We start from the raw sequence: 21,735 nt of genomic DNA on the forward strand, positions 1-21,735 counted from the left end.
TGGCAAACCGGCTCCAATCCTTGTTCCACCCCTAGTACAACATCCAGACCAGCCACAGCGTGATGGGCGGGAATGCGACCAGGATAGCGGTGCGGACAATATCGCTGGCCACAAAGGGCAGCACGCCGCGATAGGTTTCCGACAGGCGGGTCTGGGGTGACATGGAATTGATGATGAACAGGTTCATCCCCACAGGCGGCGTAATCAGCCCCACCTCGACCACGATCAAAACAATGATGCCGAACCAGATGCCGAATTCATCGGGCGTCAGGCCAAAATCGAGCACCGACATCATCGGGAAGATGATCGGCACGGTCAAAAGGATCATGGAGAGCGAATCCATGACGCAGCCCATGACCAGATAGAACACCAGCACCAGGACCATGACGACCCAGGGGTTGAAGCCCTGTTCGCCCACCCAGGATGCCATGACCTGCGGCACCTGGCTCATCGCCAGGAAGCCATTGAGCGCGGCGGCGCCAAGCACGATGAGAAAGATCATGGCCGTGGCGCTGGCGGTGGCCAGGCACGCCTCGACGATGGTCTTGCGATCAAGGCTGCGGGCCGCCAGCGCAATCAGGAAGGTGCCCGCAGCGCCAACGGCGGCCGCTTCGGTCGGGGTGAAAATGCCGGCATAGATGCCGCCGATCACGGCCAGGAACACCACCAGCACCGGCCAGGTCTTGGCCAGTTCGCGGAAGCGCTGACCATAGGGCATACGCTCGCGCACGCCGCCGGCCTCGGGCTGTACCCGCACATAGATGGCAATGACCACGATATAGCCGATAGCCGCCAGAATGCCCGGAATGAAGGCGCCCATGAACAGTTTGGCGATGTTCTGCTCGGTCAGGACCGCGAAGATCACGAGGATGATCGAGGGTGGAATGAGAATGCCCAGGGTGCCACCCGCCGCCACGGCGCCGGTCGAAAGCGCGCCGGAATAGCCGTATTTTTTCAACTCAGGCAGCGCCACCTGGCCCATGGTGGCCGCCGTGGCGAGGGACGAGCCGCAAATGGCGCCAAAGCCGGCGCTGGCGCCGATGGCGGCCATGGCCACGCCGCCCTTCTTGTGGCCCAGCCAGGCCGCGGCCGCATTGAACAGGCCGGCTGACAGGCCACCGAGCGTTGCGAACTGACCCATGAGCAGGAACAGCGGCACGACCGAGAGCGAGTAGGAAGCATAGGTGGAATAGGCCAGGTTCTTGAACTGGGCCGAAACCGGATTGAAGCTGCCTGTGACCGCCCAACTGCCAAAGACACCGATGGCGAGCATGGCGATGCCGATGGGCACGCGCAGGAAAATCAGGATGAGGACAGCCGGAAGGCCGAGGAAGCCGAGCAGCAACGGGGTCATAGGTCAACTCCGGCGTGCTTGGGTTCAGCCTCGCCCTTGAGGGCATAGCGAAGCGAACGTCCCAGCACATAGAAAGCCACCACGACCATGATCGCGGCGCCGATAAAGCCCAGGGCATAGGCCCAACTGAGCGGGAAGCGCAGCAGGAGCGTGGTTTCCTTATAGGCAAACTTGTCCATCATGCCGAAATAGAGCCGATGGGCGATAAAAGCGGACGCGACCAGCATCATCAGGTCGGTGACGACCAGAAGCCAGCTGTTGACCCGAAGGCCGAAACTGTCGGTGACGAGCGCCACCAGCGCATGGCCGCGCTGGAGATGAGCCCAGGGCAGGAAGGCAAAGACAGCAAAACCCATGCCGATGGACACCAGTTCATAGTCGCCCGTGATCGGCTTGAGGCCAAAGGCCAGCAGGGCGCGGCCCACGATGGACACGACAATCATGGCGACCATGGCCATGAGAACCAGGCCGCCAGCGACGGCCAGCCACTTGGCCAGACTTACAATCAGGCGACCCAAAAGGGACTCGTCTCTAAACACGCAGGTCTCCCCCCACACTCGGATCGATTTAAGGCGTTGGCCGCCCCCAAGTAAAATGACAATTGGCCGCCACTTCATAACCTTGGGATTATGACCGATGGCATTTTGCGCTATGAAACGCCCCGTCGCGCCCTCGATCCGATAACCCTAACGAATAAAAGCCCTGCCGGACACTCTCTGATTCTGGCCGCAGGTTTTTAGCTGTCATCACCATATATCACGTGGGGCGCACTTGCCTTCGCCGGTCGTCCCGCTAGGGTCAGGACACAATGAGCCAATCCTTTGACACCGACACCACGATAGACTTGCCCGAAACCGATAGCGGGCTGCGCACCGAGACCACGACCGGCGCCATTGGTTATCGTTTACGGCGCGCCCAGCTGAGCGTGTTCCAGAAGTTCCTTGCCTTTTTCGATGAGTTCAAGCTCAGGCCCGCAGAATATTCGGTGCTCGTGCTGATCGACGATAATCCCGGGCGCAAGCAAACCGAAATTGCCGAGGTGCTGGGGATCAAGCGCGCCAACTTTGTCACCCTGGTGCATGGGCTGGAGGAGCGCGGCCTGGTTGAGCGGGTGCCTTCGGCACAGGACCGGCGCGCCAATGCGTTGCACCTGACCGCTGCGGGCACGGCCTTCCTCGCAACCGCGCAATCGCGCCATGCGGCGCTGGAAGACGAGACCGTTGCACGGCTCGGCGGCCCCGCCGCCCGCGCCCAATTGCTGGCCCTGCTCGACCGGCTGATCTGAGCGGTACTTCTGTACTTTGTACCCGCTCGATTGGGAAAGCGGCCGTCTCTCTCGCCCCTGAGGGGAGAGGGGACGCAGGTGACGACCCCGTTTGCCAGCGTCGAGATCCCCCGCGCGTCGCTTCTAGACCGTTTCACGTTTAGCTGAACGCGCTGCCCTTTTTCCTCCCTCCCCCTTGTGGGGAGGGTAGCGACGCTAGGCCGACAGGCCATAGCAGAGCTGGGGTGGGGGTGACGCGACCTCCAAAGGCTCCGAGCAAGAGGACATGCCGACACCCCCACCCTCGGTCCTTCTCTCCTCAAACCTCTCCACCGGAGAGGTTTGCCCTTCGGGACGGGTCGAAGCCCACAAGGGGGAGGGAGGCGATGGAACCGCGTCCGCCTGAGTTTGAAACGCTCTAAGGGGAGAAGGTGGGCCGAAGGGCCGATGAAGGGGGTCAACATCGGGGCGTCCGAGGGGCTTTCACCCCTCACCCTATCCCTCTCCCCTGAGGGGAGAGGGGACGCAGCTCCCACCGCTTCTGAATCATTTCACCGTTTCGCTGAAACGCTGCCTTGCTCCAACAGTGTACCCGCTTGGATGGGGCAGCGGTCGTGTCTCTCTCGGGGCGAAAGTGGCCCGAAGGGCCGGACGATGGGTTCAGCATCGGGGCTTCCGAAGGGCTTTCACCCCTCACCCTCTCCCTCTCCCCTGAGGGGAGAGGGGACGCAGCTCCCACCGCTTCTGAATCATTTCACCGTTTCGCTGAAACGCTGCCTTGCTCCAACAGTGTACCCGCTCGGATGGGGCAGCGGTCGTGTCTCTCTCGGGGAGAAAGTGGCCCGAAGGGCCGGACGATGGGTTCAGCATCGGGGCTTCCGAAGGGCTTTCACCCCTCACCCTATCCCTCTCCCCTGAGGGGAGAGGGGACGCAGATCCCACCGCTTCTGAATCATTTCACCGTTTCGCTGAAACGCTGCCTTGCTCCAACAGTGTACCCGCTCGGATGGGGCAGCGGTCGTCCTTCTCTCTCTCGGGGAGAAAGTGGCCCGAAGGGCCGGACGAGGGGTTCAGCATCGGGGCCTGCGAGGGGCTTTCACCCCTCACCCTGTCCCTCTCCCCTGAGGGGAGAGGGGACGCAGGTGACGACCCCATTTGCCAGCGGCGAGATCCCCCGCGCGTCGCTTCTAGCGAAAGACCGGCGGGCGCTTTTCGAGGAATGCCTTCAAACCTTCCTCGGCGTCCGGGCCGGTCTGGCTCAAGGCCGCCGTGAGGCTTTCGGCGTAGAGCCCCGCTTCGGGCGGCATGGAGCCGATCTGGGCGATGGCCTGGATGATGAAGCCATTGATGGTGGGCGAGTTTTTGGCGATCCGTTCGGCCAGCTCAAACGCTTTTTCCAGCGCCCCACCTTCGGGCACCACGTGGTGCGCCAGGCCCAGGCGCTCGCCTTCGACGCCCGAATAGCTGCGACCGGTGAGCATCATTTCGGTCATGCGGTCTGGACCGATGAGCCGGGAAATCCGCACCGAGCCACCACCACCGACGAAAATGCCGCGCAGGCCTTCGGGCATCTGGAAGCGGACCGTCTCTTCGGCCACGCGGACATGGCAGGTTGCGCCAAATTCAAGCCCGCCACCCATTACCGCACCGCTCATGGCGGCAATGACCGGCACCGGCGAAGTGGCAATCCGGGCCATGACCCGGTGCCAATTGCGCGAATGGGCCATGACGTCGAGGGGGCTGCGCGCCACGTGCTGGGAGAGATCGAGGCCGGACGAGAAGTGTCCGCCATTGCCGCTGACGACAATGGCGCGCGTTCCGGCTGGCACGGCGCCAAAAAAAGCATCGAGCGCGGCGATCAGATCGTCATTGAGCGCATTGCGCTTTTCGGGACGATTGAGCATCAGGTGGGCGATGGCGCCCTTCTGGCTGATCGTCAGAACTTCGGCTTCAGTCATTCTCGGTCCTCTCGGCGCTTTCGGCTTCGGCGCTCAAAAGCTGCCGCACTTGATCAGGCAATGGAGCGGAGCGGATGCCGCCCTGGTCGTCGCGCACCACCCAGACGCGCTTTTCATGCGCCTCGATGGCCAATTCGCCATCCTTGAAAAGGCTGTGTTGCACCGAAAAGCTTGAACGGCCCAGCTCGGTGATTTCACTTTTGATCTCAACCAGATCGCCAAAGCTCGATGGGCGAATGAACCGCGCGCCGGTATCGACCATGGGGATGCCGGCAATGCCGTAGTGTTGCAGCCAATTGCGCTTGTGCATGCCAAAGGCGGCCGACAACATCCCCGCCGTGGCATTGTCGAAAAAGCGGAAATAATTGGGATAATAAACGATGCCGGCGGGGTCGCAGTCGCCGAACTGGATTTCCACCCTGGTCGTATTGGTGAACATGTCCGGCTCCTATTTGGGCTGCATGCGCAGGGCGCCATCAAGGCGCACCACTTCGCCATTGAGATAATCGTTTTCGACCATCGACTTGACCAATGCCGCATATTCGTCGGGACGACCCAGGCGCGCCGGATTGGGGATGGCTGCAGCCAGCCCATCCTGGGTTTCCTGGGGCAGGCCTTCGAGCAGCGGCGTCAGGAACAGGCCCGGCGCGATGGCGAGGACGCGAATGCCGAAACGGGCAAATTCGCGCGCGGCCGGCAGGGTCAGCGAGACAATGCCGCCCTTGGAGGCCGCATAGGCGGCCTGGCCGATCTGCCCCTCATAGGCGGCGACGGACGCGGTGGAAATGATGACGCCGCGCTGGCCGTTCTGATCCGGCTCGCCCAGCGACATGGCATGGGCGCACAGCCGCATCATGTTGAAGCTGCCCACCAGATTGACATTGATGACCCGGGTGAAGGCATCGAGGGCCATTGGTCCGTCGCGCCCGACGATGCGCCCCGCGGTGCCGATGCCGGCGCAATTGACCAGCACCGATGGCGTGCCCAGGGATGCGACGGCGGCCGATACGGCAGCTTCGGCGCTGGCGGCATCGGACACGTCGAGGGCAAAGAATTGCCCGCCCAGTTCGGCGGCGACGGCCTGGCCCAGTTCGGCGTTGCGATCAAAAATGCCGACCCTGGCGCCGGCCGCGGCCAGCATGCGCGCTGTTGCTGCACCAAGCCCGGAGGCGCCACCGGTGATAAAGGCGATCTTGCCCGAAATATCCATCACGCGGCCTCGGGGTTTTCGATGAGCAGAGCAATACCCTGCCCGCCACCGATGCAGGCCGAGGCGATGCCATAGCGGCTGCCGGAGCGCTTGAGTTCAAGCGCCAGGGTGAGGCCAAGGCGGATGCCGGTGACCCCGAGCGGGTGGCCGATGGCAATGGCGCCGCCATTGACGTTGAGCTTGTCTTCATCGAGGCCGAGCTCATCGACGCAGGCCAGGATCTGCGCGCCGAAGGCTTCGTTGATCTCGATGCGGTCGATCTGGTCGAGGCGCATGCCCGCCACTTCGAGCACCGCGCGAATGGCCGGGGCGGGGCCGATGCCCATGATCTGGGGCGGCACGCCGACGGCGGCGCTGGCAAGTATGCGGGCGAGCGGAGTGTGGCCATTGGCTTTCGCATAGGCCGAGGAGGCGACCAGCACGGCCCCTGCCCCATCGACGATGGCCGAAGAATTCCCCCCGGTCTGCACGCCGCCAAAGGCGGGACGGAGCTTGGCAAGGATATCGTAAGGCGAGGGACGGATATGGCTGTCGGTATCGACGCTTTCGACCCCGCGCGGCAGCTTGATCCCGCGCTTGTCGAGCGTATCGATCTCGAAGCTCTCGCTGATCACCGGCACGATTTCCTCGGCCAGGATGCCGGCGTCGCGGGCGGCGATGGCGCGGTTGAAGCTGCGCTCGGCGAAGCGATCCACGCGCTCGCGGCCGATGTTGTATTGCTTGGCGAGGTTTTCCGCCGTGTCGCCCATGTTGACGCAACCGGCCGGATCGTAAAGCGCTTCCCAGAGGAAGTCCTTGAACTCCACCTTGCCCATGGCAAAGCCATTGCGGTGGGTATAGGCGGCGATGGGATTGCGGCTCATCGATTCACAACCCGCCGCCAGCGCCAGGTCGACGCGGCCGAGGGACACGGAATCGGCTGCCTGAGCGATGACCTCGATGCCGGTGCCGCAGATGCGCTGCACCAGATGGGCCGGGGCCTCGATGGGCGCGCCGGCATAGAGGCCGATATGGCGCGGGGTGACATAGGCATCGAACGAGGCCTGGGCCATGGAGCCGGCAATGGTATGGCCGATATCGGCGGCGTTCACACCCGTCCGCTCGATGGCGGCGCGGGCCGCCTTGATGCCGAGGTCGATGGGCGAAATCTCGCTCAGTGCGCCGCGATAGTCCACAAAGGGCGTGCGGGCGCCGCCGAGCAGCCAGGCGTCGTCGAAGGTGAGGCGAAGGCCTTTGCTCATGGTTCAGGCGCCTTTCCGGGAAAGTACGAAAATGTCGGGGCCGGGCGGTTCAGCATAAAGGCTGGCGACCAGATCGGGGCGATGGGTACGCACGGCCCGCTGGTTGATCGAGCCCTTGTCGGTCACCTCGCCCTTGTCGATGTCGGGCAGCGCAGTCATCACCAGGGCTCGCGCCACATGGTTGGAACTGCCGGTGGACTTCTGCGCCAGGGCGCCGAGGCTTTCGGCAAATTTCTGCCGCACCGCGGGATGGCCGACAATGGCCTCGGCCTCCGCATCGGCGGGCAGGCCCGCGTGGCGGGCGCAGGCGTTGAGGTCGGGGAAGATCATGGCACCAATGAAATTGCTGTCGAGGCCGGTGAGCACCACATCGCGGATCAGCGGCGCACAGGCGCTGATGACGGCAGTGCGCACGGCAGCGAAATTGACCCAGGTGCCGGTCGAGAGCTTGAAGTCCTCGGTGACGCGGCCATCGAAGACAAAGCCCCTGGTGAGATCATCCGGGTCGGCGAAGCGTACGGCGTCGCCGATCTGGTAGAAACCTTCTTCGTCAAAGGCCTCGCGGGTCTTTTCAGCGTCGCGCCAATAGCCGGGAGTGACATTGGGGCCTTTGAGACGCAATTCGGTCTTGTCGCCATTGGGCACGAGCTTGACCGTCATGCCGGCGGCGGGCAGGCCGATATGGCCGGCCTCTTCCACCGGCCAAGTGGTGGTGAAGGCAAAGGGCGCCGTTTCGGTCGAGCCGTAGCCGGTGATGATCAACACCCGCTCGCCGGTTTCGGCGCGGGCGGCCTTATCGAGACCCTCAAAGACGTGCTGGGAGAGACCGGCGCCGGCATATTGCAAAAGCTTCAACCGCGCGAAGAGATTGCGCCGCGCCTCAGGATGCTCGTCAAAGGCAGCGACGAGAAATTCATAGGCCTTGGGCACATTGGTGAAGAGGGTCGGCTGCACCGTCTTCAAATTTTCCAGCGTACGGCCGATGCGCGCCGGAGTGGGCTGACCATCGTCGATATAGAAGCTGCCGCCATTGTAGATGGCGATGCCGGTATTATGGCTGCCGCCGGCGACGTGGTTCCAGGGCATCCAGTCGAGCAGCACCGGCGGTTCATCGGCCACGAAGGCCAGCGCCTGGCGGATCATCTGCTGGTTGCAGGCCATCATGCGGTTGGTGGTGATGACACCCTTGGGCAGACCGGTCGAGCCGGAGGTGAACAGCACCTTGGCGATGGTGTCGGCCGAAATGGCGTCATGAGCATCGGCAACAGCGGACGTCACCGGTGTCGTGAGCAGGTCATTGAAGAGGCTGGCAGCGCGCCCGCCAATAGGATTGGACCGCACGATCAGCGGCACGTCGGGGCCAAACACCGCATCAATGGCGGGTGCAAATTTTGCGCCATCGCTGGCATAGAGCATGCCGGGAGTAAGAAGACCTGCAATGTGCCGGAGCTTGCCGAAATCGGTGGAGACCAGCGAATAGGCCGGGGAAATGGGAGCATAGGGGATGCCCACCCAGATCGCTGCCATGCCCAAGAGGAAATGCTCGATCTCATTGCCCGAAAGGATCATCAGGGGCCGCTCGGGCGAGAGACCGGCATCGAGAAGCGCCTGCGCCAGCGGCGGAATGCGCGCCAGGACCTCCCCAAATGTCAATTCGCGCCAGCCGTCGCCGTCGCGGTCGGCGATTAGCATGGCGTCGGGTGTCTTGTGCGCCCAGGCTTCCAGCGCATCGACAATGGCGCGCGGATAGGCGCCAAGCGCCTCGACAGAGCGGATGATGGCGCTGCCATCGGCGCGGTGTTCGGCAGAAGCAGCCATGTTTCCGAGCCGCACCTGGCGGATCGGGGTAGATTTGACGTCCATGAGTATCCTCCCCACGGATTTAGTTATGACGCATAACTATAACAGGTGCAAGGGCCTGCAATGCCGCAAACCCCAAGTGTCCGGCCACGGCAGGGAGCGCGGATCGCAAACCGCGTTGGAGTGGTGCATGGCATCACCCTGCCCTCTTCCCCTCCCCATCAAGGGGAGCGAGGCGAAAGTCTGAGAGGTCAGTGCTCATCATCTCCCTCCCTCTTGCGGGCTTCGACCCGACCCATGGGTCAAATCTCTCCAGCGGAGAGATTTGAGGGGAGAAGGATCAAGGGAGAGGGTTGTTGCCGGGTGCGCCGTTCCGCTGCGCCAGATATTGCCCCGTCAGCGCGCCCTTCGCCTTGGCGAGGTCCGCCGGGACACCTTCGAACTGCACGGTGCCACCATCGTGTCCGGCACCCGGCCCCAGGTCCACGACCCAATCGGCGCGGGAGATGACGTCCAGATTGTGCTCGATGACGATAACGGTCGAGCCGGCATCGACGAGACGGTCGAAAAGGCCGATCAGGGTATCGACATCGTTCATGTGCAGGCCTGTGGTGGGTTCATCGAGCACATAGATATTGCCCTGCTTGCCCAGCTCGGCGGCCAGTTTCAGGCGCTGGCGTTCGCCGCCCGAAAGGGTCGAGAGCGGCTGGCCCAGGGTGAGATAGCCCAGACCGACATCGACAAGGCCCTTCAGAATTTTGGCGATAGCAGCCTCGGTGAAGAAGCCTGCCGCATCCTCAATGCTCATCTCATAGACGTCGGCAATGGATTTGCCGCGTAGCGCATGCTCAAGCACTTCGGGCAGGAAACGCTTGCCCTCGCAGGTCTCGCAGGTGGTGACCATGGGGTCGAGATGGGCAAGATCGGTGAAGATGACGCCAAGCCCGTTGCAGTCGGGGCAGGCCCCCTTGGAATTGGCCGAGAACAACGACGCCTCGACGCCATTGGCCTTGGCAAAGGCCTTGCGCACTGCGTCCAGAATGCCGGTATAGGTGGCGGTATTGGAGCGGCGCGACCCCCGCGCCAGGTTCTGGTCGATGATGATGGTGTCGGGATAAGCAAGCGGCAGGCAGCCCTGGATCAGGCTCGACTTGCCCGACCCGGCCACGCCGGTTACCGCCGTCAGCACGCCGCGCGGGATCGATACCGAAACGTCGCGCAGGTTGTTGAGCGTTGCGTGCTCGATGCGCAGGGCATCGCCTTCGGGCTTGCGCACCTTGTCCTTGATCTTCTGATGCTTGCGCATGTGGTTTCCGGTCAAGGTGCCGGAGGTGAGAAGGCCCGCAAAATCGCCCTCGTAAACGACCTCGCCGCCCCTTGAGCCGGCAAGCGGGCCCATGTCGACGACATGGTCGGCAATGGCGATCATGTCGGGCTTGTGCTCGACGAGCAGCACCGTATTGCCCTTGTCGCGCAGCTGGGTCATCAGCGTGGCAAGGCTTCCCACGTCGTGGGGGTGGAGGCCCACCGAAGGCTCGTCGAATACATAGGTGATGTCGGTGAGCGACGAGCCAAGGTGACGGACCATTTTTACCCGCTGGCTTTCGCCACCCGACAGGGTCGAGCTTTCACGATCAAGGCTGAGATAGCCCAGGCCAATGGTGACCAGGTTCTCGAGCCGCAACGCCAGGGCACCGAGCATGGGGCCGACTTGCGGCGCCTGGATGGCCCTGATGAACAAGGCGAGGTCGGAAACCTGCATGGCCGACAGCTCGGCAATCGATTTGCCGTTGATCCGGCTTTCGCGCGCCCCGGCATTGAGGCGGGTGCCATGACACGCGGGGCAAGTGGCGCGGGTAAAGATCTTTTCGTACTCGCGCAGCACATGGGGCTGCAGGCTCTCCGGGTCCTTGGAGCCGAGCCCCTTCTTGAGCTTGGTGACCACGCCCTCGTAGGTTAGGCCGATCTTGCCCACCTTGATCTTGCGCCCGTCATCGAGGTGGAAAAGGTTCTCGCGCTCCTCGGGGGAATATTGGCTGATCGGTTTGTCGAGATCGAACAAGCCCGAATTGGCGTAGATTTCCCAGTACCAGCCGTCGACGGCAAAATCCTTGGGCAGGAGCGCACCCTGGTTGAGCGACCTGGTCTCGTCGATCACCGCACTCATATCCATGGCCGCGACCTGGCCAATGCCCTCGCAATCCGGGCACATGCCGCGCGGGTCATTGTAGGAATAGAGCCCGGGCGGTCCAAGGCGCGGCTCACCCAGCCGCGAAAACAGCACGCGCAGCATCTGCGCCGCGTCGGTCACCGTGGCGACGGTCGAGCGCGAATTGCCGCCCAGCCGCTGCTGGTCAACGATGATCGCCGCCGAAATGTTTTCGAGCTGGTCGGCATCGGGCTGCCCATAGTGGGGCATGAACTGCTGCACGAAGGCGGGATAGGTCTCGTTGATCAGCCGCTGGCTTTCCGCGGCAATGGTGCCAAAGACCAGCGATGACTTTCCCGATCCCGAAACTCCGGTGAACACCGTGATCTGGCGCTTGGGAATGTCGAGCGAGACATTCTTGAGATTGTTCTCGCGCGCCCCGCGAATGACAATGGCGCCATAAAGATCGTCAGCCACGTAATTCCCCCAAATCAAATATCTTCATGTCAATTTAGACGTCTTCGGTGTCCGGACCGGCTCAAGAGCTTTGCGGGCACTCCCTAGGATTACGGCCCCGTTGACGCGCAACACCCTTGATCAGGACGTTGTGCCACTTTATCCAGAGGCCAGCCAGTATCGGGAACACAGCTCATGAAAATTGCCATCGTCGGATCTGGATATGTTGGTCTCGTCACCGGCGTCTGCCTTGCCGATTTTGGTCATGAGGTGGTCTGCATCGACAAGGATGATGCCAAGATCGCAGCGTTGCGCGAAGGTATCATTCCGATCTACGAGCCTGGCCTGGACGCGTTGGTCAAATCCAATATCAGCGCCGGCCGCCTCCGCTTTTCCACCGACCTGCCGGCCTCGGTTGCGCCTGCCGATGTCGTTTTCATCGCGGTGGGGACACCCAGCCGGCGGGGCGATGGCCATGCCGATCTCAGTTTTGTCTATGCCGTGGCCCGCGAAGTCGCCGGGGCCGTCACCGGGTTCACCGTGGTCGCCACCAAATCCACCGTGCCGGTGGGGACGGGCGACGAGGTCGCCCATATCATCGCCAGCATCAATCCCGACGCCGATGTCGCCGTGGTGTCCAATCCCGAGTTCTTGCGCGAAGGCGCAGCCATCGAGGATTTCAAGCGGCCCGACCGCATCGTCATCGGGCTCGAGGACGATCGCGCCCGCGAGGTGATGACCGAGGTCTACCGTCCGCTCTATCTCAATCAGGCGCCGCTTCAGTTCACCGCGCGCCGCACGGCGGAGCTGATCAAATATGCCGCCAATGCCTTCCTTGCCATGAAGATCACCTTCATCAACGAGATTGCCGACCTGTGCGAAGTTGCCGGCGCGGATGTTCAGGAAGTGGCCCGCGGCATCGGCCTCGACAATCGCATCGGATCGAAATTCCTCCATGCCGGCCCCGGCTATGGCGGCTCCTGCTTCCCCAAGGACACGCAGGCCCTGGTCAAGATCGGCCAGGATTTCGGCAGTCCCATGCGGCTGGTCGAAACCACCGTTTCCATCAATGATCATCGCAAGCGCGCCATGTCGCGCAAGGTGATTGCGGCTTGCGGCGGGGACGTGCGCGGCAAGACCATTGGCGTGCTCGGCCTCACCTTCAAGCCCAATACCGATGACATGCGCGAGGCGCCCTCCATCGATCTGATCCGGGGATTGCAGGACCGCGGCGCGAGTGTGGTGGCCTTTGACCCGCAGGGCATGGACACTGCGCGCAGCCTTATCGAGGGTGTCAGGTTCGCCGATAATGCCTACGAGACCGCCCGGGGCGCCGATGCAATCGTGCTGGTGACCGAATGGAACGAGTTCCGCTCGCTTGACCTGGACCGGATCAAGTCCGCCATGATCGCGCCGGTCTTTGTCGATCTGCGCAATGTCTATCCGCCGCAGGAAATGGCGCGGCACGGGTTCACCTATGTCGGCATCGGCCGGGGCATCGAGCCGGTTGCCGACGACGCGGCCCACTGAGCCAGGCCGACCGAAAGACAGGACAGACATGAAGGCTTTCGTCACCGGAACGGCAGGTTTTATCGGTTTCCACCTTGCCCGGCACCTGCTGGCCCTGGGCCATGACGTGGTTGGCTATGACGGCTTCACCGACTACTACGACCCGGGGCTGAAGCGTGCGCGCGTCGCAATCCTTGGCGAGCAATCCCGCTTTCGCCAGATTGAAGCCATGCTCGAGGATGCGGACACACTTGGGGGCGCTATCGACAGCGCCAAGGCCGATATCGTCTTCCACCTCGCCGCCCAGGCGGGCGTCCGCTACAGCCTCGAACACCCCCAGAGCTATATCCAGTCCAATGTGGTCGGCACGGCAAATCTGCTCGAAGCCCTGCGCCGCACCCCGCCAAAGCACCTGGTCTTTGCGTCGACCAGCTCGGTCTATGGTGGCAACACCAAGATGCCCTTTGCCGAAACCGACCGCGCCGACGCTCCCGCCTCGCTCTATGCGGCAACCAAGAAGGCCGGCGAGGCGGCCATCCATTCCTATGCGCACCTGTTTGGCATTCCCTCGACCTGCGTCCGCTTCTTCACCGTCTATGGCCCCTGGGGCCGACCGGATATGGCGCTGTTCAAGTTCACCGACGCCATCCTCAACGGCCGTCCCATCGACGTCTATGGCCATGGGCGGATGCGCCGCGATTTCACCTATGTCGATGATCTGGTGACGGCCATGATCAAGCTGGGCGCGTGCATTCCCAAAACGGGTGAACCCGTTGGCCCCAGCGACAGTCTCTCCGCTATCGCCCCATTCCGCACCGTCAACATCGCCGGCGGCAGGCCCACGGAACTGATGGATTTCATCTCGGCGGTGGAAACCGCCATCGGACAGAGAGCCAGCCTCAACCTGATGGACATGCAGCCCGGTGACGTGGTGGCAACCGAGTCGGACACGACTCTCCTGCAGGCCCTGATCGGCTCCGTCCCGCAGACTGATGTCCCGACGGGCGTCGCCAGGTTTGTCGAGTGGTATCGAGAGGTCGGGCGGCACCTTGCGGCTTCATAGCGCCTCCACTTCGTATCCCGTGGCATGGGCCCGGGGTGCGAGACCGTCAGCGCAGGTGTTGATCGGCCCATGCGAGAATGTCGGCGCTGCTCATGGCGCCGGACACCCTGGCAACCTCCCGGCCACTCTTGAACATGATCATGGTGGGGATGCCCCGAATGCCCAGGCGCCCGGATAGCGATTGGTTGTCATCGGAGTTGAGCTTGACGAAGCGAAGCCTGGGCTCGGCCCGTTTGGCGGCCGCCTCGAACTGTGGGCCCATGACCTTGCAGGGTCCGCACCAAGGTGCCCAGACATCGACCAGCACGGGAATGTCGGACTTGGCGATGTGCTTTTCGAGGATTGCGGCGGACACATCCGCAGGTTGACCCTCGAAAAGCTGCCGTCCGCATTTTCCGCAATTGCCCGAAGCCAGGTCGCGGCCGTCCGGGATGCGGTTGGTCGCGCCGCAATGGGAGCAAACGATGTGGGTCATGCGCCAGTCTTGTCCTGCTTGACGGCCCGGAGCTTGTCTATGCCGAGCACCTGGAGCGCCAGTTTCTCATAAAACGGCTCGGCGGTGCCAGCGCGGATCTTGTGCAGGAAGTATTTCTCAAAGCCGATCTTGGCGACATGCACCCACTTGCCCGAACCCGACCAGTTGACATTGCGGGGCGGAATCTGCGGCTGGGCCACGAAGGCGACGCCGCCATCGCCAAAGTCGGCCAGGCAGACCGCATTCCAGGTGGGGATCGCGGTCGGCTCCCTGCCGCTGACCAGGCTGGCGATGTTCTGCGTGGTGGCGGTGACCATGGATTCGATCATGAAGCCTGTCTTGGGCACACCCACCGGCACGGGCGTCTTGCCCACCGGCGGAATGGCGACGCACACGCCAATCGAAAACACGTCCTTGAACGTGGGATTGCGCTGGTACTGGTCGGCCAGGATGAAGCCACGCGGATTGGTCAGGCCCTCGATGCCGCGCACGGCCGGCACGCCGCGAAACGCGGGCAGCATCATGGTATAGACAAAGGGGATTTCGTGGGACTGCCGCACCGAACCATCGTCAGCAATTTCGCTGACGAAGGCCTTTGCGTCCTCGAATTTGTCGACCTTGGCATTGGTGATGAAGCGGATATGGCGCTGCCGCATCTCGCTTTCGAGCAGCCCCTTTGTGTCACCCACGCCGTCGAGGCCCAGATGGCCGATATAGGGTTCTGCGGTCACAAAGGTCATCGGGACCCGGTCGCGCACCTTGGCATCGCGCAGGGCCTTGTCGAGGATGAAGGCGAATTCATAGGCAGGGCCGTAGCACGAGGCCCCCTGCACGGCGCCGATAATGACGGGGCCGGGATTGGCGACCAATCGATCAAAGGCGTCCTTGGCACCGAGCGCGTGATCAATGTGGCAGACCGACTGCGTTGCGGCATCGGGACCAAAGCCGGGGATTTCATCGAAAGCGAGTTCGGGGCCGGTGGCGATGACCAGGTAGTCGTAGTCGAGGTCCTGGCCGTCGGTCAGCGTCACCCGCTTCTCTGCGGGATGCACGCGCTCGGCGCCCTGCGGAAAGAAGTCAATGTTGCGCCGCTTGAACACTTCGGTCAGGTCGACCTCAATGTCTTCGCGGTCGCGCCAGCCAACGGCAACCCATGGGTTGGACGGGACAAAGCTGAACCTGGTCCCCTTGTTGACGACCGAAACCCTGTGCCCCGCGCCGAGCGCGTCGCGCAACTCGTAGGCCATGATCGTGCCGCCAAGACCGGCACCCAGTACAACGATATGAGCCATTTCTTCCTCCATGCCACACCTTAGCGGGGGCGCGCGGCGGACTTCTTGATCTAGATCATCACGCCGAGATGTTCGCGGACGCCAGGCGCGGGCCTTGCCAGGCGGCGCTCTGCTATGGCCAGCATGGCCTGGTGCTGGCTGAGGTGGATCTGACCGCTGAGATGGGCCAGGAACTCAGTGCCGGCGAGCCGGTCCATTACCGGTCCCTTGACCTCGGAGAGGTGCAGCCGAACCTTGAGATCGCTCAGGCGCCCATGGATGGCTTCGAGACTTTCGAGCGCCGACATGTCGATCGCGTTGACGGCAGAACACATCAGCACAACGTCGGTCAGGCCGGGATTGGCCGCCACCTGGTTGGTGACGAGGTCTTCGAGGTATCGCGCATTGGCAAAATAGAGGCTTTCGTCGATGCGAATGGACAGCACGCCGGGGACGGTATCAACCCTGTGGCGCTCGACATTGCGATAGTGCTCGGTGCCAGGCACCTGCCCCACCACGGCCGCATGCGGCTGGGACGAGCGATAGAGGAAGACCAGGATGGACGCGCCCACGCCCAGCGAGATGCCGACTTCGACGCCGAGCAGCAGCGTGCCCACCAGCGTGATCGCCACCGCCGCAAAATCGGCCTTGGAGTAGTTCCAGGCGCGCTTGAGGATGGAGAAATCCACCAGCGTCAGCACCGCCAGCACAATCGTTGCCGCCAGCGTCGCCTTGGGCAGCATGGCCAGGAACGGGGTCAGCAACAGCGTCGCCCCGGCAATGCCGATGGCGGTAAAGGCACCGGCTGCGGGCGTTGCCGCCCCGGCATCGAAATTGACGACAGAGCGGGCAAAGCCACCCGTCACCGGATAACCGCCGCCAATGGCCGCGGCCAGGTTGGAAGCCCCCAGTCCGATCAGCTCCTGGTTCGGATCGATGCGCTCGCGCCGTTTGGCCGCAAGGGTCTGGGCAACCGAAATCGACTCGACAAATCCAATGACCGAGATGATCAGCGCCGGCAGCAGCAGCGCCTGCATGGTATCGGCGTTGAAGCTGGGAAGAGACAGCATCGGCAGGCCCTGCGGCACCTGGCCAACCAGCGCCACGCCCTTGCCGCCCAGGTCGAACACGGCCGACCAGGCCATGGTGAGAAACACCACGAAAACCGGACCGGCCCGCACGATAATGGTGGCAACGCCCTTGGGCAGGCCGAAGCGATTGAGCCAGTTCTTGAGATCGAGCCGGATCCACAGCAACAGCGCCAGCGCCAGCGCACCCACAGCCAGGGTGTTCCAGTTGACGGTGCCGATGTTTTCGGAAATCGACATGGCCAGCTGCGGCAATGTATGGCCCTCGGTCTTGATGCCAAGGAGGCCGCCGACCTGGCTTGTGGCAATGATAATGCCCGAAGCCGTGATGAAGCCCGAGATCACCGGATGCGACAGGAAATTGGCGATGAACCCCAGCCGGAACAGGCCCATGACGGTGAGCATGGCGCCAGAAAGCAGGGCCAGCAGGATCGCGGCGCTGGCATAGTCAGCGGTGCCTTCGGCCGCCAGCCGGCCAACGGCGGCGGCGGTCATCAGGGAGACGACGGCCACCGGACCGACCGCCAGCGCCGATGATGTGCCGAAAATCGCATAGGCGACCAGCGGCAGCACCGAGGCGTAAAGACCCACTTCCGGCGGCAGGCCGGCCAGCAGTGCATAGGCCAGCGACTGCGGGATCAGCATGATGGTGACGATGACCGCCGCGACAAGATCGCTGGTCAGCGTCTGCCGGTTGTAGCGCCGGCCCCAATCGAGGATGGGGAAGTAGGTCTTTAGCTGCATCGGTCTTACTTGGACAGGGTGGCGTAAAGGCTGCCGGCGCGGGCGCCAGAGCGGCAATAGCCGAGCATCGGCTTGGGCAGGTTCGCCCAGGCGTCGTGGAAGCGGATGATCTGGCCTTCGCCCAGAGGCCCGGAAACCGGGATATGGACGATGCCAATGCCGGCGGCAGCGGCGGCCTTGGCCACCGCGTCAAAGGCGGGCTGACCACCTTCCTCGTTATCGGGGCGGGCACAGACGATGGACTTGAAGCCCGCTGCGGCAACGGCCGGCATCTGCTCGGGCAGAATCTGACCGGTGGCGGAGAAGTCGGGGGCAATCTGACGGATGTTCATTTTTCTGTCTTTCCTGGGTTTGGTACTGAAGGGCCACATGGTCAGAGGCCGTTCACGGGAACTTTGAGATAGGTTTTGCCGTCGCTGTCCTTGGGCGGCAGCTTGCCGGCGCGCATGTTGACCTGGAGCGCCGGAATGATGAGCTTGGGCATGGACAAGGTGGCGTCCCGCGCCTCGCGCATGGCAACGAACGTGTCCTCGTCGGTGCCGTGGCCGACATGGATATTGTGGTCGATTTCATCGCCGACGGTGGTCTCCCACTGAATGTCGCGACCGTTCGGGCCGTAATCGTGGCACATGAACAGCCGTGTCTGGCGCGGCAAAGCCAAGACGCGCTGGATCGAGCGGTAAAGGGTGCGCGCATCGCCGCCGGGGAAGTCGGCCCGGGCCGAGCCGCCATCGGGCATGAACAGCGTGTCCCCGACAAAGGCGGCATCGCCCGCCACATGGGTCATGCAGGCCGGGGTATGGCCGGGTGTGTGCATGACATGCACGGTCAACCCGCCGATCTGGTAGCTGTCGCCATCGGTGAACAGGCGGTCGAACTGACTGCCGTCGCGCTGGAACTCGGTGCCTTCGTTGAACACCTTGCCGAAGGTGTCCTGCACGATGGTGATGTTCTCGCCAATGCCAAGCTTGCCACCGAGCTTGCCCTGAATATAGGGCGCGCCCGAGAGGTGATCGGCATGCACATGGGTCTCGATCAGCCATTCAAGCTTGAGCTTGTGCTGCTCGATATAGGCGATGATGGCGTCGGCGCCGTCATAGGTGATGCGGCCGGCGGCGTAGTCGATATCCATGACGCTGTCGATGACGGCGCAGGCATTGGACTGGGGGTCCTTGACCACGTAGCTGATGGTGTTGGTCGGTGCATCGAAGAAGGCGGTGACCTCGGGGTGGACCGAAAGGTCGGGCGTGAATGGAAGATTGCTCATGGCGATATCCTTTCGCGAATTAGGCAGTTTGGGTGGCGCGGGCTTGCAATCCCATGCGGATGGTGCGGGCGGCGGCGATGCCGGCCAGCATGGTTCCAACGAAGATCCAGGCCGTCGGTTCGCCCAGGCCCAGCGCCGGAATGGCGCCACCGGGACAGAAGCCGGAAATTCCCCAGCCGACGCCGAAGATGGCCGAACCGGCCAGGAGCGGCATGTCGAGCTTACGGCCGGTGGGCAGGTGGAAGCGGGTTTCAACAATGGGCTTGTCGCGCCGCAACACGAAGCGGTAGCCGATGGCAGCAACCGTCAGGGCGCTCACCATCACCAGCGCCAGGGACGGATCCCAAGTGCCGGCAATATCGAAGAAATTGAGCACCTTGGCCGGATTGGCCATGCCCGAAAGGGCAATGCCGGTGCCGAAAACGAGGCCAATCAGACCAGCAGAAATCGTGCGCTGCATCAGAAGCCTCCCAACACGTGACGAACAACAAAGACGGTGATGGTCGCTGTCGCCATGAAAATGACAGTGGCAGCCAGCGAACGCGGCGACAGCCGCGCCATGCCGCAAACGCCGTGGCCCGAGGTGCAGCCCGACCCGAAATAGACGCCAACGCCGGCGATCAGACCGCTGATGGCGATCCATGGCGCGGGCACCGGACTTTCAAAGCTGATGGCCTGGCTGGAGGCAGCAAGGATCAGCATCGGTGCCACAATGGCACCGGCGATGAAAGCAGCGCGCCAAGGCCAGTCGCTGGAGACGGGCGGCAAAAGGCCGGTCAAGATGCCGGTCATTCCGGCGATGCGGCCATTAAAGGCCATGAGCAATACGGCAGAAAGCCCGATCAGCGTGCCGCCAAGCAGCGACATGAGAGGGGTAAATTCAGTCATGGAGTTAGGAAACCTTGCAGGTGGAGAGGCCAAGAATGGCGTAGGCCGGACAGAAGCGGACGACGGCAGTGACAATCAGCACGGCGCCAATGACGACCGAGGCGCCAAACCAGAGCGGATTGGCAAAAACGGCCAGCCCGGAGAGAAAGGGCAGCAGCACCAGCGCTGCGCCGATGACGATGCGGGCAATCCGGTCTGGCGTTCCAACATTGAATCTCATGACGGCATCCTTGAAATTGGAGGGAAGTTGATAAACATTGACGTCGCGTCCAGTCGTATATAAGAACATTCTAATATGATCAAGATGGAAATCGAAAAAATGGAGGCCAATGCCGATCAGGCAACGCGCCTTCTTACCGCCATGGCCAATCCCAAGCGGTTGCTGATCCTGTGCAACCTTTTGGAGCAGGAGATGAATGTGACGGAACTGGGCGACCGGGTCGGGCTGGGCCAGTCACCGCTCTCCCAGCACCTGTCCAAGCTGCGCGCCTGGGACTTCGTCAAAACCCGCCGCGACGGCCAGCAGGTCCACTACAGCCTGGCCTCCGACGCCGTAAAGCAGGTGCTGACAACCCTATATGGAATCTATTGTGCCAATTAATGGACCGGGGACGAGCCGCCACGGCTGTTGCGGCCGCAGCGGGCTTGACTGGGTGTAGCCCAGATGCGCGGGATATTCCGCAAGGGGGATGCCTTGGCAGCGGGGCGACGGGGGCTGACTGCTCTTGCAGGCTGGTGTTCGCCGATGGGTGGTTCCATCAGCGAAATGGGGGCTCATCAGGACGCACGCCGACAAGCACGACCGGATCAAAAGGCAACCCCCGGGTGCCGTCGAGCAACCAGGGGCCTGTTGGATGGGGCGGAATGGCGACGGCCCGGACGCGAGCCTGGGCGTCTCCCAGCGGTTAGATTCTGAGCCCGGATTCGTCGAAAGCCAGCAGCGCGCCGGGTTCAAAGCCCACCGTGATGGCCGCGCCGTCGGCTATCCGCGAATGGCCCTTTTGCTGGATGGTCACTTTGGTCTGGTCGTCCTTGCCCACTGCATAGACGTAGGAAACGCCCCCCAATTGCTCGACCACCTGCGCCTTGGCCGTCAGGACGGGACCGTCGCCGGCCGCCTCACTGAAATGTTCGGGGCGAATGCCCACGCTGACTTTCTGCCCGACGGCCGCGGTGACGCCGCGGCGGCGGATGACCAGGCCGGACGCATCGAATGCGTCGAGCTTCACGGTCATGTCGGCCCCATTGATGGACTCAATGACGCCGTCGAGAAAATTCATGCGGGGTGAGCCGATGAAGCCGGCGACGAACCTGTTGTCCGGGTTGTCATAGAGTTCGATCGGGCTGCCCTGCTGTTCGATGCGGCCGGCGCGCAGCACCACGATGCGGTCCGCCAAGGTCATCGCCTCGACCTGGTCATGCGTCACATAGACCATGGTAGAGCCCAGTTGCTGGTGCAGCTTGGCAATTTCGATGCGCATCTGGACGCGCAGTTCCGCATCCAGATTTGAAAGCGGCTCGTCGAAGAGGAACGCCTTGGGCTGACGCACAATCGCGCGACCGATGGCCACGCGCTGACGCTGGCCGCCGGAGAGCTGACGTGGCTTGCGCTCGAGCAGATCAGTCAGTTCAAGGACACGCGCCGCTTCCAGGACACGCTCGGAAACCTGCTCCCGGGGCATGCCGCCCATGCGCAGGCCAAAGCCCAGGTTCTGCTCCACCGTCATATGCGGATAGAGCGCATAGGACTGGAACACCATGGCGACCCCGCGCTCGGACGGGTCGAAATCGGTGACGTCCTCGCCCCCGATCAGGACCTGGCCGGAACTGGGTTCCTCCAGGCCCGATATGGTGCGCAGCAGGGTCGACTTGCCGCAGCCTGAAGGCCCGACGAACACCACGAATTCGCCGTTGGCGATATCGAGATCGATGTCGTGGATCACCTTGACGGCGCCAAAGCTCTTGTTGATGCCTCGCAATTGCAGTTCTGCCATCGTC

Annotated in this window: 21 protein-coding genes; 4 read left to right on the plus strand and 17 right to left on the minus strand. The window is 63.0% G+C overall.

Going from position 1 to position 21,735, the window contains the following annotated elements; genetic code table 11:
* Positions 1-31: 31 nt before the first annotated feature.
* Both NIM87_RS16710 and NIM87_RS16715 read right to left on the minus strand, forming a co-directional pair.
* Entirely contained in the window at positions 32-1,354 is a 1,323-nt protein-coding gene (locus tag NIM87_RS16710; protein ID WP_254675841.1) for a TRAP transporter large permease, read from the minus strand.
* On the minus strand, positions 1,351-1,893 hold the full coding sequence (locus NIM87_RS16715; protein ID WP_254675842.1) for a TRAP transporter small permease: 543 nt from the start codon (positions 1,891-1,893) through the stop codon (positions 1,351-1,353). Before NIM87_RS16715 ends, NIM87_RS16710 begins: the two co-directional genes overlap by 4 nt.
* A gap of 269 nt (positions 1,894-2,162) precedes the next feature.
* Between NIM87_RS16715 and NIM87_RS16720 the strand changes: the two genes are divergently transcribed.
* A complete protein-coding gene (locus tag NIM87_RS16720; RefSeq protein ID WP_254675843.1) occupies positions 2,163-2,639 on the plus strand; it encodes a MarR family winged helix-turn-helix transcriptional regulator in 477 nt (158 codons plus the stop codon).
* A gap of 1,166 nt (positions 2,640-3,805) precedes the next feature.
* Here NIM87_RS16720 and NIM87_RS16725 read toward each other — a convergent pair.
* The 6 genes from NIM87_RS16725 to NIM87_RS18750 form a co-directional block, all read right to left on the minus strand.
* Complete coding sequence (locus NIM87_RS16725; RefSeq protein ID WP_254675844.1) at positions 3,806-4,576, minus strand: crotonase/enoyl-CoA hydratase family protein; 771 nt, start codon at positions 4,574-4,576, stop codon at positions 3,806-3,808.
* On the minus strand, positions 4,569-5,015 hold the full coding sequence (locus NIM87_RS16730) for an acyl-CoA thioesterase (RefSeq protein ID WP_254675845.1): 447 nt from the start codon (positions 5,013-5,015) through the stop codon (positions 4,569-4,571). The genes NIM87_RS16725 and NIM87_RS16730 overlap by 8 nt, the downstream gene beginning before the upstream one ends.
* A gap of 9 nt (positions 5,016-5,024) precedes the next feature.
* Positions 5,025-5,786: an SDR family NAD(P)-dependent oxidoreductase gene (locus tag NIM87_RS16735; protein WP_254675902.1), complete on the minus strand. Its 762-nt coding sequence runs from the start codon at positions 5,784-5,786 to the stop codon at positions 5,025-5,027.
* Positions 5,786-7,027 carry a thiolase family protein gene (locus NIM87_RS16740; protein ID WP_254675846.1) on the minus strand — a complete coding sequence of 414 codons (1,242 nt, stop codon included), beginning with the start codon at positions 7,025-7,027 and terminating at the stop codon, positions 5,786-5,788. The genes NIM87_RS16735 and NIM87_RS16740 overlap by 1 nt, the downstream gene beginning before the upstream one ends.
* A gap of 3 nt (positions 7,028-7,030) precedes the next feature.
* The gene (locus tag NIM87_RS16745) at positions 7,031-8,890 is read right to left on the minus strand and encodes a feruloyl-CoA synthase (protein WP_254675847.1); all 1,860 of its coding nucleotides are present in this window, start codon (positions 8,888-8,890) and stop codon (positions 7,031-7,033) included.
* Positions 8,891-9,167: 277 nt separating this feature from the next.
* A complete protein-coding gene (locus NIM87_RS18750; RefSeq protein ID WP_254675848.1) occupies positions 9,168-11,453 on the minus strand; it encodes an ATP-binding cassette domain-containing protein in 2,286 nt (761 codons plus the stop codon).
* 174 nt (positions 11,454-11,627) lie between these two features.
* Here NIM87_RS18750 and NIM87_RS16755 point away from each other — a divergent pair, with 174 nt between their 5' ends.
* Together NIM87_RS16755 and NIM87_RS16760 are read left to right on the plus strand one after the other, a co-directional pair.
* Positions 11,628-12,962 carry a UDP-glucose dehydrogenase family protein gene (locus tag NIM87_RS16755; protein ID WP_254675849.1) on the plus strand — a complete coding sequence of 445 codons (1,335 nt, stop codon included), beginning with the start codon at positions 11,628-11,630 and terminating at the stop codon, positions 12,960-12,962.
* A 28-nt stretch (positions 12,963-12,990) separates the two neighbouring features.
* Positions 12,991-14,004 carry an NAD-dependent epimerase/dehydratase family protein gene (locus tag NIM87_RS16760; protein WP_254675850.1) on the plus strand — a complete coding sequence of 338 codons (1,014 nt, stop codon included), beginning with the start codon at positions 12,991-12,993 and terminating at the stop codon, positions 14,002-14,004.
* A gap of 46 nt (positions 14,005-14,050) precedes the next feature.
* Here NIM87_RS16760 and trxC read toward each other — a convergent pair whose 3' ends face one another.
* The 8 genes from trxC to NIM87_RS16800 are packed head-to-tail and all read right to left on the minus strand — an operon-like array spanning position 14,051 to position 19,957.
* Complete coding sequence (trxC, locus tag NIM87_RS16765) at positions 14,051-14,479, minus strand: thioredoxin TrxC (protein ID WP_254675851.1); 429 nt, start codon at positions 14,477-14,479, stop codon at positions 14,051-14,053.
* Positions 14,476-15,771, minus strand: coding sequence for an NAD(P)/FAD-dependent oxidoreductase (locus NIM87_RS16770; RefSeq protein WP_254675852.1), 1,296 nt, complete (start codon positions 15,769-15,771; stop codon positions 14,476-14,478). Before NIM87_RS16770 ends, trxC begins: the two co-directional genes overlap by 4 nt.
* Before the next feature lie 50 nt (positions 15,772-15,821).
* Positions 15,822-17,582, minus strand: a complete 1,761-nt coding sequence (locus NIM87_RS16775; RefSeq protein ID WP_254675853.1) for a SulP family inorganic anion transporter — start codon at positions 17,580-17,582, stop codon at positions 15,822-15,824.
* Positions 17,583-17,587: 5 nt separating this feature from the next.
* Positions 17,588-17,914 (minus strand): protein tyrosine phosphatase family protein, encoded by a 327-nt coding sequence (locus tag NIM87_RS16780; protein ID WP_254675854.1) that lies wholly within the window; start codon positions 17,912-17,914, stop codon positions 17,588-17,590.
* 41 nt (positions 17,915-17,955) lie between these two features.
* Positions 17,956-18,849 (minus strand): MBL fold metallo-hydrolase, encoded by an 894-nt coding sequence (locus tag NIM87_RS16785; protein WP_254675855.1) that lies wholly within the window; start codon positions 18,847-18,849, stop codon positions 17,956-17,958.
* A gap of 19 nt (positions 18,850-18,868) precedes the next feature.
* Complete coding sequence (locus tag NIM87_RS16790) at positions 18,869-19,309, minus strand: DUF6691 family protein (protein WP_254675856.1); 441 nt, start codon at positions 19,307-19,309, stop codon at positions 18,869-18,871.
* Positions 19,309-19,737: a YeeE/YedE family protein gene (locus NIM87_RS16795; protein ID WP_254675857.1), complete on the minus strand. Its 429-nt coding sequence runs from the start codon at positions 19,735-19,737 to the stop codon at positions 19,309-19,311. The genes NIM87_RS16790 and NIM87_RS16795 overlap by 1 nt, the downstream gene beginning before the upstream one ends.
* 4 nt (positions 19,738-19,741) lie before the next feature.
* A complete protein-coding gene (locus NIM87_RS16800; protein WP_254675858.1) occupies positions 19,742-19,957 on the minus strand; it encodes a YgaP family membrane protein in 216 nt (71 codons plus the stop codon).
* Positions 19,958-20,032: 75 nt separating this feature from the next.
* On the opposite strand from NIM87_RS16800, the gene NIM87_RS16805 reads away from it, so the two are divergent.
* The gene (locus NIM87_RS16805) at positions 20,033-20,338 is read left to right on the plus strand and encodes an ArsR/SmtB family transcription factor (RefSeq protein ID WP_254675859.1); all 306 of its coding nucleotides are present in this window, start codon (positions 20,033-20,035) and stop codon (positions 20,336-20,338) included.
* 304 nt (positions 20,339-20,642) lie between these two features.
* Here NIM87_RS16805 and NIM87_RS16810 read toward each other — a convergent pair whose 3' ends face one another.
* The gene (locus NIM87_RS16810; protein WP_254675860.1) at positions 20,643-21,731 is read right to left on the minus strand and encodes an ABC transporter ATP-binding protein; all 1,089 of its coding nucleotides are present in this window, start codon (positions 21,729-21,731) and stop codon (positions 20,643-20,645) included.
* Between the last annotated feature and the right edge of the window lie 4 nt (positions 21,732-21,735).

Origin of the sequence: Devosia ureilytica (assembly GCF_024273195.1) — a bacterium.
GTDB lineage: Bacteria > Pseudomonadota > Alphaproteobacteria > Rhizobiales > Devosiaceae > Devosia > Devosia ureilytica.